Genomic DNA, 20,104 nt, shown 5'->3' on the forward strand with positions numbered 1-20,104 from the left:
AACATTTTTGGCAAGCCTTTTGCTCTATAACTACCAAGGTCATTGAGTACGACCGAGGGGAGCAAATAATGAGCGAAGTACAACCAAAAGTGGGCAACGGTGCTGACAAATGGGATCAAGCGATCATTGTGGTCGGAGCAGGTCCTGTTGGATTTAGGTTTATTCAAGAGTTGCGCAAAAACGCACCTCAGGCACCCGTAATTTTATTTGGTAATGAACCCTACCTACCCTATGACCGCGTTCGCCTGAGCGCCTTACTTGCAGGTCAAGACTCCGCAGAAAACTTATTACTTCCACTCGATGAATTAGATAACGACCCTCTTTTCAAATACCTCTGCAAAGAGATCGTGTCGATTGATACTGAAAACCACAGCGTTACAGATTCAGAAGCTAATCATTACAGTTACGCCAAGCTAGTCATCGCCACGGGCTCTCGTGCACACGTTCCACATATCACTGGTGTAGATCTGGAAGGTGTATTCACATTCCGCAACATGCGCGATGCCGAAAAACTCAAAGCACGTACAACACGCAGCCAAGATTTAGTTGTGGTTGGCGGCGGCCTGCTCGGTTTAGAAGCCGCACGTGCCATGCAAGGCAATATGACCAACATCACTTTGGTCCAGCAAGCTAGCCGCATCATGAATCAACAGTTAGATGATGAAGCCGCTGTAATGCTACAAAGCCAGCTTGAATCTATGGGGATTCGCGTCATTGTCGGAGCCGGAGTTAAAGGTATAGTCGGTGATCAACGAGTAAAAGGGGTCCGACTGCGTGATGGCAAAACACTCAAGTGTGACTCTGTACTTATCTCTGCAGGTATCAAACCTAATATTGAGTTAGCGCGTAAAGCTTGGATCAAAGTAGGTACCGGCATTCGCGTCAACGATAGCTTACAAACATCTGATCCGGATGTTTACGCCATTGGTGAATGCGCGGAACACCGAGACAAAGTTTACGGGTTGGTAGCTCCAGGCTTCGAACAAGCCGCTGTTGCTGCCAACCATATGACTCAAGGTGACAGCCAATATTTAGGCTCTCATAGCATTGCTCGCCTTAAAGTCGTCGGCGAATCCGTATTCAGTATGGGTAACGTCTTAGACGATCAGCCTTACGATAAAAATCAGTTTTTCAGCTACAAGGCCAAAGATGGCGGATATCGCAAACTAGCCATTCGCAAAGGACGAATTGTCGGTGCAATGGCGATTGGCGACTGGGATGAGATCCCTCGTATTCAGGAGCTGATCACCCACCAACGCCGAGTTTACACATGGCAGATTTTGCGCTTCCGCTTTACCGGAAACCTTTGGAATCCAGCGTCTAATAGCCCAGAAAACTGGCCAGAAACCGCAGTGATCTGTAACTGTAACAACGTGACTCGTGGGCAACTCAGCTACGCCATGGACCAGCAAGGCTGCTGCACCATGGAAACGATTGCCAAATGCACAGGCGCTACAACCACATGTGGTAGTTGTAAGCCACTTGTTCAACAAATTCTTGGCTCCGAAGCAGAGCAACAAGCCGCACCGGACAGCAGAAATTTATTGATCACCTCTTTAGGGGTATTAGCCGCATTGATCGCCTATCTTATGGTGCCAGCGTTTACTGTCAGCACATCCGTGCAAGACTCGATGCGCTTAGATCTTTTCTGGAACGATGGTTTCTACAAGCAAGTAACTGGGTTCACGCTGTTAGGCCTCACGGTTGTTGGCCTTCTTATGTCGCTTAAGAAACGCAGCAAAGCACTCAAGCTTGGCTCTTACAAACTGTGGCGCAGTCTACACACTATTTTGGCCCTCCTCTGCCTAGTCATTTTATTGGCCCATACCGGATTCAATAGTGGTCAAGCCCTTAACCAATGGCTACTGATCAATTTTTTACTCTTAGCGGGTTTAGGCATTGTGATCAGCCTCGCGATAGGCATGCAACATAAGCTTTCCTTCAATGTCGGTCAGCAACTGCGCAGCATCGGCTTTTGGGGTCACTTGCTACTGAGCTGGCCTCTTCCAGCCCTTTTAAGCTTCCACATTCTCAGTGTTTACTATTTCTAGGTCGGAGAGATATTCATGAGTCGTAAATTATCTATCTGGCTTGCTTGGTTAGTGCTTTGCTTTTCGCTGGCAGGCTATTTTGGTTACCAGATGTTCTTAGAAGAACAGAAGCCTGACTTCATAATCGGTGAAGCGACACACGGTCACCATCAGATCGAAATGAGTTGTGATACTTGCCACACCGATCCTTTTGGTGGTGAAGAGGTCATCCATGATGCGTGCTTAGGCTGCCACCAAGAAGAGCTGAAAACCTCCCACGATTCACACCCAATCAAAAAGTTTACCGACCCACGTAACGCTGATCGACTCGAAAAGATCAATGCCGTGAGCTGCGTGACCTGTCATGGCGAACATAAACAAGATCAAACCTTCGAGATGGGTGTAACGCTACCAGACGACTTCTGTTACGAGTGTCATGCAGAAATTGCCGAAGAACGACCAAGTCATGAAAGCATGGGATTTGACACTTGCGCCTCGGCAGGTTGCCACAACTATCACGACAACCGCGCACTCTATGAAGATTTCCTTTTGAGCAACAACGAAGGCCCGATGATCAAAGCGATGGCCCAAGTTTTAGCTCGAACCGGTACGCAATCAATCGAACGTAAAGCAAGTCTATCAATAGATCAGGCTGATGCGCCTTCTGCCTCGCCTGAACACCTTAAAGAGTGGAGTGAAAGCATCCATGCGACAGCTGGTGTGAACTGTACCAGCTGCCATGCACCACAAGGACAAGCATGGCAAGACGATCCAGGTCTTGCCGCATGCAATAGCTGTCATACCCACGAAGAAAAAGGCTTTTTGGCAGGAAAGCACGGTATGAAACTATCGGTAGGGTTGGGCAAGATGTCTCCAGTCACCGGTCGAGCCGCTTTCCACGAGAACGCTGATACAACAGGCCTGGACTGTGCAAGCTGCCACGATGCTCATAAACCTGAGCCGAAGCTCGCTGCTGTCGAATCCTGTACCAGCTGTCACAACGATACCCATACACAAAACTACGCGAATTCACCTCATGCAGAACTTTGGAAGCAAGAGCTAGAAGGCGAGCTGCCTGCAGGCAGCGGCGTGGCCTGTGCGACCTGTCATATGCCGCGCGAAGTGCACAAAGAGTTTGGTGAAGAGGTCGTTCGCGTACAGCACAACCAAAGCATGAATTTACGTCCGAATGAAAAGATGATCCGAAGCGTTTGCATGGATTGTCACTCCCTTTCATTCAGCATCGACGCTTTGGCTGACGAAGTACTGATTGAAAACAATTTTAAAGGGCTACCTTCTCAAAACATTCCGTCGATCCAGATGGTTTTAGACCGAGAAGCTAAATAGCCCTATACCGATTTACTTATGAGAACTTGGGGAACGAGGAAAATACTATGCTGAAAAAAGTAACTTTAGCCACTGCAATAGCGGCAACTGCACTAGCAATCACAGGCTGTCAGGAAGAAGAGAAAGCGGTTGGTATCGATCCAAGCAAACACACTGACGCACTCTTCGCAGTAATGAATGCTGACCGTACTAACTACACAAAATACATTGTTGGTCGTCTTGGCCCTAAAGGAGCTGATGCCGTTATGCCAGTTGAGCACTGGAAAGATGTAGATAACGGTGTACCACTTCCAGCGCAGATGTTCCGTTTAGGTTATGAATCTGTATCTGAAGTAACGGATGACTTCACATATTCCCTCCAGTCAATTTGGCCAATCAATTCACAAAACGCCCCACGTACTGACATGGAGAAAGAAGGCCTTGAGTACGTTGCCAAAAACCTAGGTAAAAATTTCTACGGAACAGAAACATTAGGTGGCAAAGACTACTTCACTGCGGTTTACGCGGATGTTGCTTCTGTAAAAGCCTGCGTGAGCTGCCACAACGGTCATAAAGATAGCCCTAAAACAGACTTTAAACTCGGTGATGTTATGGGTGGTGTCGTTATTCGTGTACCTCTAGGCGAGTAATCACCCATGTTTAACGGTGCTCTGATGTCGCTATTCACACTAATCCTAGTGTCTTTTATCGCCACAGGATGTGATTCAAGCGAGACAACAAAGACTGCTTCTCTGTCTCCCGAATTGCAACAAGGGAAAGAGATCGTAGAGGGCCGATGCTTTGCGTGTCATGCACAAAGCATCAACGGCGCTCCTATCGTTGGCAATAAAAAGATGTGGAAAACGCGCGCGACTCAGGGCAAGGCCGTTCTGGTCGAACATGCCATTAATGGTATTGGCCTGATGCCAGCTAAAGGTGGTTTTACAGATCTTTCTGACGAAGAGATCAGCTTAGCAGTTGGCTACATGCTTTCACAAATCAAAGAATGAGGGATCTAACATGGGTTGTTTCTTCAGCAAATTGAAATCAATTTTCGGCGGGGCTAAGTGCCCAGCCTCCCTTTATGAACGACTAGGCGGCGAAACAGCGGTAGACGCTGCTGTGGATATTTTTTATCGCAAAGTGTTGGTAGATGACCGCATCAGCCACTACTTCGATGATGTTGACATGGAAGGTCAAGCCGCAAAACAAAAAGCCTTTCTAACCATGGTTTTTGGTGGCCCCCACAACTACACCGGCATGGATATGCGCGAAGGTCATAAACACCTCAAAGGGCTAAACGATAGCCACTTTGATGCGGTCGTTGAAAACCTAGCCGCGACCCTAACTGAACTGGGTGTTGGCAGTGAAGATATCGGCGAAATTGCAGGTATCGCGGAAAGTGTAAGGGATGATGTTCTTAATCACCCTAAAGAAGGCGAGAAGGTCCAAGAGGAAAAAGAGATGAGTTTATACGAGCGAATTGGTGGCGAAGCAGCGGTAGATGCTGCCGTCGATATTTTTTACCGCAAAGTGCTTGCTGATAACCGTATCAGCCACTACTTCGATGATGTAGATATGGATGGCCAAGCAGCCAAGCAAAAAGCCTTCTTAACTATGGTCTTCGGCGGCCCACACAACTACACCGGACAAGATATGCGTGAAGGGCACAAACACCTTAAAGGACTTAACGAAACCCATTTTGATGCGGTCGTTGAAAACCTAGCCGCGACGCTGACTGAACTCGGCGTGAGTGACAGTGATATCGGCGAAATTGCAGGTATTGCCAGCAGCGTTAAAGACGACGTGCTTAATCGCTAAGGAGTCACAACATGGTAAGCGTCAGATTTGAAGAGGCTGATATTACGGTCAAAGAAGGCTCCAACCTTTTAGAAGCCTTATTGGATGCTGGTCACGACATTCCCAATTCATGTCGTGCTGGCGCTTGCCAGTGCTGCATGCTCCAATCGACAGAAGGTACGCCACCAGCTGATGCTCAAAAAGGCCTTAAAGAGACTCAAAAGCAACAGGGCTACTTTCTGGCTTGTCGCTGCCAGCCAAATACTGCAATGAGCGTTCAACGGAATGCGCAAGTATCCTCAACCGAAGGGATCTTAATCAGTAAGCAACAACTAACGGACTCCGTTCTGCAACTCAAACTAAAAGCAGATATCGATTACTTAGCAGGACAATATATCAATTTAGTTCGTCATGATGGATTGAGCCGATCTTACTCAATCGCCAGCGTAAAAAACCTCGATGACCATATAGAACTACAGCTACGTATTTTTAAAAATGGGCAGTTTAGCCAATGGGCACTCAATGAATTTGTACTGGGTGAAAGCATTGAGCTACAAGGGCCATTTGGCGACTGTTTTTATACCAAAACGGATCTCAACCAACCGATCCTTATGGCGGGTACCGGTACTGGGTTAGCCCCTCTTTATGGCATTGTCAGAGATGCCTTACAACAGGGTCATACCGGCCCAATCAGCTTATTCGCTGGCGCTAAAAATAGCGCAGGCTTATACCTAGTCGAAGAGTTAAAAGCGTTGAGTGAGCACTACGAAAACCTCACTTATTATCCCGTTGTGCTCGAAGAAACCAGATCAGAACCAGACGGTTGCGAGATCGGTGATCTCAATGCCGTAGTCAAAAACAGGGTACCAAATACCAAGGGCTACCGAGCTTATTTCTGTGGTTCCGAAGATCGCGTCAAAACATTACGTAAACAAACATTTTTGGCTGGTGCCAATATGCAGGATATTTACTGCGACCTGTTCACTCCCTCGAGTTAGGTAACTTGCTAGCCTAACTCCACAAGCCGGCACTGCCGGCTTTTTTAATTCTTTTGCGGTGCAGGGCTTATCGGAAATGCCGCGATGGTGCCTTTTGCCTCAGAAACTTTAGCAACGCCTTCGTTCTCCACCTCGTCGATGCGAACAATCGCATGGGAAGGAATATAAGAGCGCTTCACACCACTAAATTCAGTTTTGAGTTTCTCTTCACCTGGGTCGATAACGAGTTCAGAGCGATTCCCAAAGACCAACTCTTCAATCTCTAAAAACCCCCACATGTCGCTTTGATAAACATGCTTCGCATAGAGTTCAAGCTCTTAATCTACATTAATAACAACGTTCACTCAAAAATACATTCTTATACCCTAAATTAATGATCATCAATTCAAAAAAATATGATTGAAATTAGATTAAAATAAAAATATATTACATATTAATAACATTGATAAGGATTTCAATAAAATGCTTTATGGACAAGATAAGCTCCCCTCCCTAGCACCAAATAACCTCCCCCTTAAATTCTATAAAATTCAATAAAAATGAAAGCAATCCTAACATTTATTCTGGCTTTTTTCACAATGCAAACCTATGCAGATAGCATAACGTACAATAAAGCCAAATACTTCTACAAAAAATCAGATATTCAACTTAGTCTATCCAGTTTAAAAAATACCACAATAAAAGATGGACTAAGCTTTTTAAAAAATAGAACAGGGGAGAAAAGCTGTTACTTAGAAATAAAAAAATCTGACAACATTATAGTATGCGAACATAGAGAATCACCCGATAACTGTAAATGCAACATTTGGCACTGGTATATTATTTTAAATACAAACAATGAGTTAATTGAAAGTTTCAATATAAAATTAAGTCTCGACGGTTTAGATCTAACAAAGAACATTCCAAATAGTCAGATAGAAAACTTCCAACTAAGCGATTATAAAAATAGAAAAATAGCTACCCTAGCCCTACTAAAAAAACATCCAATTGGAAGCCAAACAGAGCATTTATTAGAAACTCTTAAAAACAGCAACGCCAAAATACAAAAAAAAATTAATAAAGGCGAAGAATCGATCCACTATTTATACAGAAGGAGACAGATAAATGATCTTAATGGATGGCATATAACAGTCAAATCTTCAAAAAGCAGAATACAAAATATAACAATATCTAGAGACGAACTAACAATTAAAAAAGGGAATTTATAATGGCGAGCATTCAAATTTGGTCTAAGGATGTGCCGGGCACAGAAAACGGAGTTGTTACTCCACCTCAACATACCTACCTCATCTTTGAGTACGACAATGGGAATAAAAAAATTCTAAGAGGGGGCCCTGGCGGTATTGGCGTAGCGGGACTTTCAGATATTGAAGTGGTTTTTGAGGAATATTCTGAATCTATTCATGGCCAAAGGGAATTTAATGACTGGGATTCTATAGGCACCCATACTCAGGGGGATACTGTATGGACAGGAAGTAATAGCGCTTTAATAGATCTAGAAAATGAAGCAAAGGCTTTTAGAGATAAAATAAACCAAGGGGACTATGACTATTATGCTCTTCGCCAAAACTGCCATACAGTAACTGCAAATTTCCTTACGGAACAAAATCTATCCACAAATGATATCACACAACTGTTTAATAACTTCGATGATGAATACCTATTCCCTGCTGATGAGAACACCTTAACTGAAGATAAATTCATCGATTTCTTAGATAAATCGTTTGAAAATTTTGCTAACGAAATTGCACAGCAATACGAAAACCTTACTGATAATTACAATCAATTTTGGACTGAGATAAGTAATTTATATCAAGAGTTCCAAAATTTAAAAAACTCCACTAGTGACTGGCAGGACTGGGAATTTGGTATCAATCCAGATGCCAATGTAAATTTTGATGGTGCAGTTAACTTCACCCCTGCACCTCCTAGACGCCGTGACCCTCTAACCCTCGACCTAGATGGCGATGGTATAGAAACTCTAGCTTTAGATGGTTCCATTGTATTTGATCATAATGCTGATGGCCTTAAGCAAGGCACAGGCTGGATCGCCTCCGATGATGGCTTGCTAGTGATGGATCGCGATGGAAACGGTACGATTGATACAGGCCGAGAGCTGTTTGGCGACAATACACTGAAATCTGACGGTTCCATGGCAATTGACGGCTTAGATGCCTTAGCCGACTTAGACAACAACGCTGATGGCCAAGTAGATGCTGCTGATAGTGATTTTGAAAACCTACGCGTATGGCGCGATCTAAACTCAGACGGTATTAGCCAACAAAATGAACTATTTACACTACAAGAACTAGATATCGTCAGTATCAACACTCAAGGTGAAGAGGTTTCTCAAGATCAAGGCAATGGCAACTTAATTAGCAAGGTTACCTCTTTTATTAAAAGCGATGGTTCTGTTGGAACCACTGGATCTGTCTCGGAGCAAGAACAACTGGCGGTGGATGTAGACCTTGCCACCGATCCCTTCTTCCGTGAATTTACAGATTCGGTACAAATTAGCGAAGAGAACTCGACTTTACCGGATATGCAAGGCTCAGGGGCAGTAAGGGATCTGCGCGAAGCCGCTCAACTTGATGCAAACTTAGCCTCCACATTATCCGCCTATAGCGCACTAGGCTCTATGGCTGAACAAAAGTCTGCTATTCATGGTTTACTTCGCTCTTGGGCTGATTCTGCAGACTACGATGATTTTGTCGAACGCATTAATAAAACCGTTATAAACAACCTAATCCATCTTCAATTTAAACTACGTGAAGAGGATTCCGGTCCAACCGGTTTTACTTCTGATGACTCAACCAATAATGTAATTTCATTGGAGATAGACGATGCCATTGATAATGAAGTCAGCTCCGAACTTGAAGAAGCCATAGCTCAGATCCGCATTCTCGAGGTATTTACTGGCAAAAAATTCTTTGATTTTAACGATACAAGTTCAGACGAAGAGACCTCTGTTCAGTTTGTTATTGGTAACCGCAGAGTATCACGTGGAATTATAGGTTTAAGTACCACATACACCATTACCGCAAACGACCTTGGCTTAGAGCAACAACGCATCAACCTCATCAATCAATCCTATGATGCGCTTGTAGATTCAGTGTTTGAAGCTTTGCTTCCACAAACTCTATTCAAAGAATATTTAGATGCTCTAGAACTAAGTATTACGGATGGTGATCTTGGTATTGATTTTACAGGCCTTGAAACTGTAGCCGCAGAAAACTTTGCAAATGACCCTGTAAATACTGTCCATAACCTTCTGGAACTCTATAGCCAGAACAACAGTCTATTTGAAGGGTCAGGCTGGAACCCTTATACCCACCTAAGAGACCTCGCTGATACCACGCAAGATCACACTGATGAAATCAACGCGCTCTTTGATTCTTACAAGATCAATATTCTATTGGATGGTATTGAGTCCGGTGAAGCAATTGGTCATTCCGTACTAGTAGGAAACAATCTGGACAACACCCTAACAGGTGGCAGTGAGTCGACCTCTTTTTGGGGAGATGAAGGCAACGATACTATTCAGGCTGGAGACGGTAATGACAGTCTAAATGGTGGTACAGGTAACGATACACTTACCGCACGTTATGGACATAACAGACTATCCGGCGATGCCGGTGATGACACCTTAAGCATTGAGAGATATAGCAACGGATACAACCAACGTAATCATAACAACACCTTAATTGGTGGTACCGGCAACGACCGCTTAGAAGGCTGGACCAGTAAAGATACCTATATCTTTAACCGTGGTGATGGTCATGACACCATCAATGATTACAACAACTACAACTACGGTGGTGACGATAAGATCGTCTTTGGTGAAGGTATCCTACGCGAACACGTCGTCGTATCCCGTACTGGCAATCACATCGTCTTAACCATTAATGACCCTGACGGTGTAGCTGATGATCAGATCATCATTGAACACGGTGTCACTAACAGTAAATATCGTATCGAGACACTCGAGTTTACAGATGGTTCTGTCATGACTTCCTCCGAGATTCATGCGCTAGCTGTTGAAGTGCATGGCACAGAAGGTGATGACGCTTTGGTCGGTACAACCGTCAACGATAAGCTATACGGTGAAGGCGGTAACGACACACTGACATCTCGCAAGGGTAACAACCTATTCTCTGGCGATGCGGGTGATGACACCATCACGGTCGAACGTTACAGCAATGGCTATGACCAACGAAATTACAAAAACACCTTGATTGGGGGCACCGGTAACGACCGTTTGGAAGGTTGGACTACTCAAGATACCTATATCTTTAACCGTGGTGATGGTCATGACACCATCAATGATTACAACAACTACAACTACGGTGGTGACGATAAGATCGTCTTTGGTGAAGGTATCCTACGCGAACACGTCGTCGTATCCCGTACTGGCAATCACATCGTCTTAACCATTAATGACCCTGACGGTGTAGCTGATGATCAGATCATCATTGAACACGGTGTCACTAACAGTAAATATCGTATCGAGACACTCGAGTTTACAGATGGTTCTGTCATGACTTCCTCCGAGATTCATGCGCTAGCTGTTGAAGTGCATGGCACAGAAGGTGATGACGCTTTGGTCGGTACAACCGTCAGCGATAAGCTATACGGTGAAGGCGGTAACGACACCCTGACATCTCGTATGGGTAACAACCTATTCTCTGGCGATGCGGGTGATGACACCATCACGGTCGAACGTTACAGCAATGGCTATGACCAACGAAATTACAAAAACACCTTGATTGGGGGCACCGGTAACGACCGTTTGGAAGGTTGGACTACTCAAGATACCTATATCTTTAACCGTGGTGATGGTCATGACACCATCAATGATTACAACAACTACAACTACGGTGGTGACGATAAGATCGTCTTTGGTGAAGGTATCCTACGCGAACACGTCGTCGTATCCCGTACTGGCAATCACATCGTCTTAACCATTAATGACCCTGACGGTGTAGCTGATGATCAGATCATCATTGAACACGGTGTCACTAACAGTAAATATCGTATCGAGACACTCGAGTTTACAGATGGTTCTGTCATGACTTCCTCCGAGATTCATGCGCTAGCTGTTGAAGTGCATGGCACAGAAGGTGATGACGCTTTGGTCGGTACAACCGTCAACGATAAGCTATACGGTGAAGGCGGTAACGACACCCTGACATCTCGTATGGGTAACAACCTATTCTCTGGCGATGCGGGTGATGACACCATCACGGTCGAACGTTACAGCAATGGCTATGACCAACGAAATTACAAAAACACCTTGATTGGGGGCACCGGTAACGACCGTTTGGAAGGTTGGACTACTCAAGATACCTATATCTTTAACCGTGGTGATGGTCATGACACCATCAATGATTACAACAACTACAACTACGGTGGTGACGATAAGATCGTCTTTGGTGAAGGTATCCTACGCGAACACGTCGTCGTATCCCGTACTGGCAATCACATCGTCTTAACCATTAATGACCCTGACGGTGTAGCTGATGATCAGATCATCATTGAACACGGTGTCACTAACAGTAAATATCGTATCGAGACACTCGAGTTTACAGATGGTTCTGTCATGACTTCCTCCGAGATTCATGCGCTAGCTGTTGAAGTGCATGGCACAGAAGGTGATGACGCTTTGGTCGGTACAACCGTCAACGATAAGCTATACGGTGAAGGCGGTAACGACACACTGACATCTCGCAAGGGTAACAACCTATTCTCTGGCGATGCGGGTGATGACACCATCACGGTCGAACGTTACAGCAATGGCTATGACCAACGAAATTACAAAAACACCTTGATTGGGGGCACCGGTAACGACCGTTTGGAAGGTTGGACTACTCAAGATACCTATATCTTTAACCGTGGTGATGGTCATGACACCATCAATGATTACAACAACTACAACTACGGTGGTGACGATAAGATCGTCTTTGGTGAAGGTATCCTACGCGAACACGTCGTCGTAACCCGTACTGGCAATCACATCGTCTTAACCATTAATGACCCTGACGGTGTAGCTGATGATCAGATTATCATTGAACACGGTGTCACTAACAGTAAATATCGTATCGAGACACTCGAGTTTGCTGATGGTTCCATCATGACTTCTTCTGAGATTAACAGCTTAGCGCTCGGCGTATATGGCACTGAAAGTGATGACACACTTATAGGCACTACAGCGAATGACTTCCTTTCTGGTCTCAAAGGTAACGATACGTTGATATCACGGATGGGTAACAACCTATTCTCTGGCGATGCGGGTGATGACACCATCACGGTCGAACGCTACAGCAATGGTTATGACCAACGAAATTACAAAAACACCTTGATTGGGGGCACCGGTAACGACCGTTTGGAAGGTTGGACTACTCAAGATACCTATATCTTTAACCGTGGTGATGGTCATGACACCATCAATGATTACAACAACTACAACTACGGTGGTGACGATAAGATCGTCTTTGGTGAAGGTATCCTACGCGAACACGTCGTCGTATCCCGTACTGGCAATCACATCGTCTTAACCATTAATGACCCTGACGGTGTAGCTGATGATCAGATCATCATTGAACACGGTGTCACTAACAGTAAATATCGTATCGAGACACTCGAGTTTACAGATGGTTCTGTCATGACTTCCTCCGAGATTCATGCGCTAGCTGTTGAAGTGCATGGCACAGAAGGTGATGACGCTTTGGTCGGTACAACCGTCAACGATAAGCTATACGGTGAAGGCGGTAACGACACACTGACATCTCGCAAGGGTAACAACCTATTCTCTGGCGATGCGGGTGATGACACCATCACGGTCGAACGTTACAGCAATGGCTATGACCAACGAAATTACAAAAACACCTTGATTGGGGGCACCGGTAACGACCGTTTGGAAGGTTGGACTACTCAAGATACCTATATCTTTAACCGTGGTGATGGTCATGACACCATCAATGATTACAACAACTACAACTACGGTGGTGACGATAAGATCGTCTTTGGTGAAGGTATCCTACGCGAACACGTCGTCGTATCCCGTACTGGCAATCACATCGTCTTAACCATTAATGACCCTGACGGTGTAGCTGATGATCAGATCATCATTGAACACGGTGTCACTAACAGTAAATATCGTATCGAGACACTCGAGTTTACAGATGGTTCTGTCATGACTTCCTCCGAGATTCATGCGCTAGCTGTTGAAGTGCATGGCACAGAAGGTGATGACGCTTTGGTCGGTACAACCGTCAACGATAAGCTATACGGTGAAGGCGGTAACGACACACTGACATCTCGCAAGGGTAACAACCTATTCTCTGGCGATGCGGGTGATGACACCATCACGGTCGAACGTTACAGCAATGGCTATGACCAACGAAATTACAAAAACACCTTGATTGGGGGCACCGGTAACGACCGTTTGGAAGGTTGGACTACTCAAGATACCTATATCTTTAACCGTGGTGATGGTCATGACACCATCAATGATTACAACAACTACAACTACGGTGGTGACGATAAGATCGTCTTTGGTGAAGGTATCCTACGCGAACACGTCGTCGTAACCCGTACTGGCAATCACATCGTCTTAACCATTAATGACCCTGACGGTGTAGCTGATGATCAGATCATCATTGAACACGGTGTCACTAACAGTAAATATCGTATCGAGACACTCGAGTTTACAGATGGTTCTGTCATGACTTCCTCCGAGATTCATGCGCTAGCTGTTGAAGTGCATGGCACAGAAGGTGATGACGCTTTGGTCGGTACAACCGTCAGCGATAAGCTATACGGTGAAGGCGGTAACGACACACTGACATCTCGCAAGGGTAACAACCTATTCTCTGGCGATGCGGGTGATGACACCATCACGGTCGAACGTTACAGCAATGGCTATGACCAACGAAATTACAAAAACACCTTGATTGGGGGCACCGGTAACGACCGTTTGGAAGGTTGGACTACTCAAGATACCTATATCTTTAACCGTGGTGATGGTCATGACACCATCAATGATTACAACAACTACAACTACGGTGGTGACGATAAGATCGTCTTTGGTGAAGGTATCCTACGCGAACACGTCGTCGTAACCCGTACTGGCAATCACATCGTCTTAACCATTAATGACCCTGACGGTGTAGCTGATGATCAGATCATCATTGAACACGGTGTCACTAACAGTAAATATCGTATCGAGACACTCGAGTTTACAGATGGTTCTGTCATGACTTCCTCCGAGATTCATGCGCTAGCTGTTGAAGTGCATGGCACAGAAGGTGATGACGCTTTGGTCGGTACAACCGTCAACGATAAGCTATACGGTGAAGGCGGTAACGACACACTGACATCTCGCAAGGGTAACAACCTATTCTCTGGCGATGCGGGTGATGACACCATCACGGTCGAACGTTACAGCAATGGCTATGACCAACGAAATTACAAAAACACCTTGATTGGGGGCACCGGTAACGACCGTTTGGAAGGTTGGACTACTCAAGATACCTATATCTTTAACCGTGGTGATGGTCATGACACCATCAATGATTACAACAACTACAACTACGGTGGTGACGATAAGATCGTCTTTGGCGAAGGTATCCTCCGTGAACACATCGTCGTAACCCGTACTGGCAATCACATCGTCTTAACCATTAATGACCCTGACGGTGTAGCTGATGATCAGATCATCATTGAACACGGTGTCACTAACAGTAAATATCGTATCGAGACACTCGAGTTTACAGATGGTTCTGTCATGACTTCCTCCGAGATTCATGCGCTAGCTGTTGAAGTGCATGGCACAGAAGGTGATGACGCTTTGGTCGGTACAACCGTCAGCGATAAGCTATACGGTGAAGGCGGTAACGACACACTGACATCTCGCAAGGGTAACAACCTATTCTCTGGCGATGCGGGTGATGACACCATCACGGTCGAACGTTACAGCAATGGCTATGACCAACGAAATTACAAAAACACCTTGATTGGGGGCACCGGTAACGACCGTTTGGAAGGTTGGACTACTCAAGATACCTATATCTTTAACCGTGGTGATGGTCATGACACCATCAATGATTACAACTACTACAACTACGGTGGTGACGATAAGGTCATCTATGACGATATCACTGACATCGCCGAACTATGGTTTGAACGCTCAAACAATGATTTAGTAATCTCGACTGTAGGTACTGATGATTCAATCACGATCCAAAGTTGGTACTCTTCCTCAAAACATCAAATTGAAACAATAGAAACGAATGGCCACACTTTGGATCACTCAAAAGTTGATGCATTAGTACAAGCTATGGCCGTATTTGATGCACCATCGGGAGCTGGGGAAGAAATACCGCAAAACATTAAAGATCAACTGCAACCCGTCCTCGCAACTAGCTGGCAGGCTGCAGGATAATCATGTGGTAAGGGGCACTCAGAAAACACTTTACCCATATTGATCAAACACCAACGTTCAAGGAACGTTGGTGTTTTTTTATATCCGAAGCGTAAGCAGGAGTTTAGGCTCAATACAAAGAACTTGCTTTCAATAGCTTTAGGACCACGTCACGCACCGGCATAAACTTGTGATTCATCAAGATACTGAACAGCTCGTTCCAAAGCTTCCGTACGAGTGCTAGCAAAATCATAACTGCTGATACGGGACTCTAATCCTAGTTTGAGCAATTTATCCTGAGCTTCTTTTGATCGGGTAATAATCGATACATGCTTACCTAAATCTAGAGCCTCAAAAACTACGTTTTCGATCGACAGTGCCATAGTGTCATCCAAGAAAGAGACATCACTCAAATCAAAAATAACCGCTTCGTGTCTTTCAATATCCTGACGTTCACGCGCTATTGCCTTGGAAACACCAAAGATCATTGCACCGGACAAATAGAAGAGAAGTACCCGACCGTCCGCCTTATTCAGAAGGGTCTTCTGCTCTTCATCCAGTGGGATCTCATCATCCACATCCGACATGGCCCGCACCTTCTGCGCTTCAACCATAGAGAGTTTCTGGATAATGATGATATTGGCTACAAATACACCGATACCTACAGCTACAATCAGATCTACAAAAACCGTCAGTAGCAGTACGGTGTACATAATCAATGTGCTGTGACGAGAGACTTTGTGGGCACGTTTGATAAACGACCAATCTAGGATATCCATCCCCACTTTCACCGCAATCGCTGCCAATACAGCAAGCGGGATATTCTCGATCAAGGAGGCGGCGCCAAACACCGCTATGGCCAAGGCGACTACCCTAATAACACCGGAAAGCGCGGTCCGCCCCCCCGACTGGATATTGACCACGGTACCCATAGTAGCACCCGCACCCGGCAGGCCACCGAAGAGACCAGACATGATATTACCTAAGCCTTGGCCTACTAATTCTTTGTTAGAGTTGTGCTCAGTTCGAGTCAAGTTATCAGCGATAACCGATGTCAGCATAGAATCGATACAACCTAACATGCCCAACACCATCGCTTCCACCAGCATGATACTTAGCTCGGCGTGAGTGAAGTGAGGTATCACCAGAGAAGGTAGTGATGCATCGATCTCACCGATACGCTGAATCTGCTCAAAATCAAAAACAAGCACCGACAGAATACTTACACACACCAGCGCTATTAACTGAGGTGGCAGATACTTTTTAAGTTTTTCAGGCGTAAAGAAAAGCAGCTGCAAGGTCACTACGAACAGTAAAAATTCGCCCAACTGGATATTCATAACCAGCTCTGGGAGATTCGACAATGTCCCCACAACCCCACCAGCAGGCGCAGTTTGACCCAGCGCGGGGGCCAATTGCATGAGAATCAGGATAACGCCTATCCCGGACATAAAGCCGGAAACCACCGAGTAAGGCATTAAAGTGATGTACTTTCCCAGTTTGAGGAAGCCAAATATTATCTGGAAACACCCCGCCATCATGACGACGGTAAAGGCCATGGCGAGACCTTTTTCGGGATGGGTAGCAATCAGCGTACTCACAACAGCAGTCATAACTACTGTCATTGGACCGGTAGGCTCAGAAATAAGAGTAGAAGTACCACCAAAGAGAGAGGCAAATAAACCGATTAGAATTGCGCCATAAAGACCCGCTTCTGCACCCGCACCTGACGCCACACCGAAGGTTAAAGCAAGGGGTAACGAGACAACCGCAGCTGTCAAACCACCTAACATATCGCCGCGAAGGTTCTTCTTACTCAGCGTATTCAGCGCAAGCATCTAACTTTTCTCTTTGTGTACAGGAATCCAGGCTGTAATTTTACTAGTCGAGCGCAAGCGAGCAAGGTTTATCTGATCCAACTCGACTAAATATTCCTCATAAAAACCTTTCTACGATAAAACTAGGAGTAGTCTTGGATTTTATTCAGCTTAGTTGAATAAAATCCGCACAAAAATAAGCCACTCCTAATTAATCAAAGACTATTACTTGCCAGTTTTCACGTGGGTTAAGTAGAGAGGCAAACCTACCAACAAGAAGCCACCAACCAAGTTACCCAACACCGTAGGAATTTCATTCCACACTAAGTAATCCACCAACGTGAAGTCGCCACCCATAATCATCGCAAATGGGAACAGGAACATATTCACAACGGAGTGTTCAAACGCCATGTAGAAGAACAGCATGATCGGCATCCACATTGCGGCCATTTTACTGCTGGCAGATGTTGAGATCAGCGCACCAACCACACCCATGGAAACCATCCAGTTACACAACATGCCGCGGATAAAAATAGTAATCCATCCCCAAATCCCTTGTTCTTGATAGCCAAGGGTACGAGACTCACCAATCCAACTGACTTTCTCCGCAATTGCGCCACCATCAGTTTGATAACCATAAGTCAGAATAAAGGAAGCAAAAAAAGCGACGATAGCGGCGCCAGAAAGGTTACCCAAAAAGACTAACCACCAGTTACGTAATAACTTCTTAATAGTGCAGCCTGGGCGTTTATCAATCACAGCAAGAGGTACTAAGGTAAATGCTCCGGTGAGAAGATCAAATTTCATCAGGTTTAGCATGATAAAACCGACGGGAAACAGAATTGCACCAATCAATAAATTCCCTGTGTTGGTAATCACCGCAATGGCAAAGAATGCAGCCAAGGACAAAATAGCACCAGCCATCAATGAACGGATATAAGTATCCCTGGTGGTCATAAAGATCTTTTGTTCGCCTGCATCGACCATTTTGGTAACAAATTCACGCGGCTCCAAATACGCCATAAACGCCTTCCCTTAAAAAATTACTTAACATGTAAATCAAGCTAAAAATGGAAGGCAATCTTACCAAAACTAAAGTCTAATGAGTCCCCCTCTATGCACCAAGTGACTAAATACCAGTACCAAATACCCATAGCTCAACTCGGATCTCTAAAACCCCTTTTAAAACCAAGGCTTTTGCAACCATATCAACTGAGAAAATGAGCCGATTTCAACTCGACTAAACTGTTCATTATCTGGCCGCTTAAGTATAATGCGCGGTCCTTTATGCACCCGGCCATATTTTCCTGCCGGGCTTTGATACACGCAAAATACAGGTGAACAATGGCGAAGAAGCTATTTATTAAAACCCACGGCTGTCAGATGAACGAGTACGACTCTGCACGTATGGCGGATCTGTTGGGGGAAAGTCATGATCTTGAGCTAACTGAGGACGCTGATGAAGCGGACGTTCTGCTCCTGAACACCTGTTCGATTCGTGAAAAAGCTCAGGAAAAAGTATTCCACCAGCTAGGCCGCTGGCGCAAACTGAAAGCGAAGAATCCAGATATCAAAATTGGTATCGGTGGCTGCGTAGCTAGTCAGGAAGGCGACAATATTCTAAAACGTGCACCTTACGTTGATATGATCTTTGGCCCGCAAACATTACACCGTTTGCCCGAGATGATTACTGAAACCGGTAACGGCGGTGTAGGCATTGTCGATGTCTCTTTCCCTGAAATCGAGAAGTTCGATCACCTTCCAGCCCCTAAAGTAGAAGGCGCTGAAGCCTTTGTTTCTGTGATGGAAGGCTGCTCTAAGTACTGCACTTTCTGCGTTGTACCTTATACACGTGGTGAAGAAGTAAGCCGCCCTCTAGACGATGTTATTACTGAATGTGTTGAGCTTGCTGAGCAAGGCGTGCGTGAAGTTAACCTACTCGGTCAAAACGTGAACGCTTACCGTGGTGATACGCATGATGGCGATACTGCCGATCTAGCAGAATTGATCCGTTGTGTAGCAGAGGTTGATGGTATTGATCGTATTCGTTTCACTACCAGCCACCCGGTAGAGTTCACTGACAGCTTGATCGAAGCCTATGAAGATGTGCCTGAGTTAGTGAGCTTCCTTCACTTACCGGTACAAAGCGGCTCTGACAAAATCCTAATGGCCATGAAACGTGGTCACACTGCGCTTGAGTACAAATCAAAGATCCGTCGTATCCGTAAAGCACGCCCAGATATCGAGATCTCTTCTGACTTTATCATCGGTTTCCCGAATGAAACTGACGCTGATTTCGAAGCGACAATGAAGCTAATCGAAGATATCGGCTTTGATAACAGCTATAGCTTTATCTACAGCCGTCGTCCGGGCACACCGGCATCTGATCTGCCTGACAATATCGACGAAGAAACTAAGAAAGCGCGTCTACAAATTCTGCAAAGCCGCATTATTCAAAATGCTCAGCAGATCAGCCGTCGCATGGTGGGTACCACTCAGCGTATTTTGGTTAACGGTTATTCTAAGAAAGATCCGGGCTTACTTTCAGGTCGTACTGAAAACAACCGTGTTGTGAACTTCCGTTGCGATAACCCAGATCTAATCGGCCACTTTGCCGATGTGAATATTGCTCAAGCTTATGCCAACTCTTTAGTAGGTGAGCTAATCTGTTCAGAACTGGACGACAATTTTTCCTTGAAGGCGGGCTAAGCT

General features: G+C 45.3%; 11 protein-coding genes and 1 pseudogene. 9 read left to right on the forward strand and 3 right to left on the reverse strand.

The genetic code is table 11. The features are described from left to right. Positions 1–68: 68 nt before the first annotated feature. The 6 genes from ACMXYX_RS15090 to ACMXYX_RS15115 are packed head-to-tail and all read left to right on the forward strand — an operon-like array spanning position 69 to position 6,154. On the forward strand, positions 69–2,051 hold the full coding sequence (locus ACMXYX_RS15090) for an FAD-dependent oxidoreductase (RefSeq protein WP_415885866.1): 1,983 nt from the start codon (positions 69–71) through the stop codon (positions 2,049–2,051). A 15-nt stretch (positions 2,052–2,066) separates the two neighbouring features. Beyond that, positions 2,067–3,377: a cytochrome c3 family protein gene (locus ACMXYX_RS15095; RefSeq protein WP_415897001.1), complete on the forward strand. Its 1,311-nt coding sequence runs from the start codon at positions 2,067–2,069 to the stop codon at positions 3,375–3,377. A gap of 47 nt (positions 3,378–3,424) precedes the next feature. Beyond that, positions 3,425–4,006: a DUF3365 domain-containing protein gene (locus ACMXYX_RS15100; protein ID WP_415882482.1), complete on the forward strand. Its 582-nt coding sequence runs from the start codon at positions 3,425–3,427 to the stop codon at positions 4,004–4,006. A 6-nt stretch (positions 4,007–4,012) separates the two neighbouring features. Further along, a complete protein-coding gene (locus ACMXYX_RS15105) occupies positions 4,013–4,366 on the forward strand; it encodes a c-type cytochrome (RefSeq protein ID WP_415897002.1) in 354 nt (117 codons plus the stop codon). A 10-nt stretch (positions 4,367–4,376) separates the two neighbouring features. Continuing rightward, entirely contained in the window at positions 4,377–5,177 is an 801-nt protein-coding gene (locus ACMXYX_RS15110; protein ID WP_415897003.1) for a group I truncated hemoglobin, read from the forward strand. Between the two features lie 11 nt (positions 5,178–5,188). Next, positions 5,189–6,154 (forward strand): 2Fe-2S iron-sulfur cluster-binding protein, encoded by a 966-nt coding sequence (locus ACMXYX_RS15115; RefSeq protein ID WP_415906200.1) that lies wholly within the window; start codon positions 5,189–5,191, stop codon positions 6,152–6,154. 44 nt (positions 6,155–6,198) lie between these two features. Here ACMXYX_RS15115 and ACMXYX_RS15120 read toward each other — a convergent pair. Next, positions 6,199–6,465 (reverse strand): annotated as a pseudogene (locus ACMXYX_RS15120) (DUF1820 family protein); the annotation flags it as partial. A 267-nt stretch (positions 6,466–6,732) separates the two neighbouring features. Between ACMXYX_RS15120 and ACMXYX_RS15125 the strand changes: the two are divergent. Then, positions 6,733–7,362, forward strand: coding sequence for a hypothetical protein (locus ACMXYX_RS15125; protein ID WP_415906201.1), 630 nt, complete (start codon positions 6,733–6,735; stop codon positions 7,360–7,362). Further along, positions 7,362–15,596, forward strand: a complete 8,235-nt coding sequence (locus tag ACMXYX_RS15130; RefSeq protein ID WP_415906202.1) for a calcium-binding protein — start codon at positions 7,362–7,364, stop codon at positions 15,594–15,596. The genes ACMXYX_RS15125 and ACMXYX_RS15130 overlap by 1 nt, the downstream gene beginning before the upstream one ends. Before the next feature lie 149 nt (positions 15,597–15,745). Here the strand turns inward: ACMXYX_RS15130 and ACMXYX_RS15135 are convergent, their stop codons facing one another. Both ACMXYX_RS15135 and ACMXYX_RS15140 read right to left on the reverse strand, forming a co-directional pair. Beyond that, on the reverse strand, positions 15,746–17,413 hold the full coding sequence (locus ACMXYX_RS15135; RefSeq protein ID WP_415897007.1) for a SulP family inorganic anion transporter: 1,668 nt from the start codon (positions 17,411–17,413) through the stop codon (positions 15,746–15,748). Positions 17,414–17,617: 204 nt separating this feature from the next. After that, positions 17,618–18,415, reverse strand: coding sequence for a formate/nitrite transporter family protein (locus ACMXYX_RS15140; protein WP_415897008.1), 798 nt, complete (start codon positions 18,413–18,415; stop codon positions 17,618–17,620). A 321-nt stretch (positions 18,416–18,736) separates the two neighbouring features. On the opposite strand from ACMXYX_RS15140, the gene miaB reads away from it, so the two are divergent. After that, the gene (gene miaB / locus ACMXYX_RS15145) at positions 18,737–20,101 is read left to right on the forward strand and encodes a tRNA (N6-isopentenyl adenosine(37)-C2)-methylthiotransferase MiaB (protein WP_415882489.1); all 1,365 of its coding nucleotides are present in this window, start codon (positions 18,737–18,739) and stop codon (positions 20,099–20,101) included. The last annotated feature ends 3 nt before the right edge of the window (positions 20,102–20,104 follow it).

Source organism: Neptuniibacter sp. QD72_48, assembly GCF_047778065.1.
In the GTDB taxonomy this organism is placed as follows: Bacteria; Pseudomonadota; Gammaproteobacteria; order Pseudomonadales; family Balneatricaceae; genus Neptuniibacter.

Coding starts and splice junctions, on each gene's coding strand:
- ACMXYX_RS15090 (WP_415885866.1), top strand. CDS start 69: ATGAGCGAAGTACAACCAAAAGTGGGCAACGGTGCTGACAAATGGGAT.
- ACMXYX_RS15095 (WP_415897001.1), top strand. CDS start 2,067: ATGAGTCGTAAATTATCTATCTGGCTTGCTTGGTTAGTGCTTTGCTTT.
- ACMXYX_RS15100 (WP_415882482.1), top strand. CDS start 3,425: ATGCTGAAAAAAGTAACTTTAGCCACTGCAATAGCGGCAACTGCACTA.
- ACMXYX_RS15105 (WP_415897002.1), top strand. CDS start 4,013: ATGTTTAACGGTGCTCTGATGTCGCTATTCACACTAATCCTAGTGTCT.
- ACMXYX_RS15110 (WP_415897003.1), top strand. CDS start 4,377: ATGGGTTGTTTCTTCAGCAAATTGAAATCAATTTTCGGCGGGGCTAAG.
- ACMXYX_RS15115 (WP_415906200.1), top strand. CDS start 5,189: ATGGTAAGCGTCAGATTTGAAGAGGCTGATATTACGGTCAAAGAAGGC.
- ACMXYX_RS15125 (WP_415906201.1), top strand. CDS start 6,733: ATGCAAACCTATGCAGATAGCATAACGTACAATAAAGCCAAATACTTC.
- ACMXYX_RS15130 (WP_415906202.1), top strand. CDS start 7,362: ATGGCGAGCATTCAAATTTGGTCTAAGGATGTGCCGGGCACAGAAAAC.
- ACMXYX_RS15135 (WP_415897007.1), bottom strand. CDS start 17,413: ATGCTTGCGCTGAATACGCTGAGTAAGAAGAACCTTCGCGGCGATATG.
- ACMXYX_RS15140 (WP_415897008.1), bottom strand. CDS start 18,415: ATGGCGTATTTGGAGCCGCGTGAATTTGTTACCAAAATGGTCGATGCA.
- miaB (WP_415882489.1), top strand. CDS start 18,737: ATGGCGAAGAAGCTATTTATTAAAACCCACGGCTGTCAGATGAACGAG.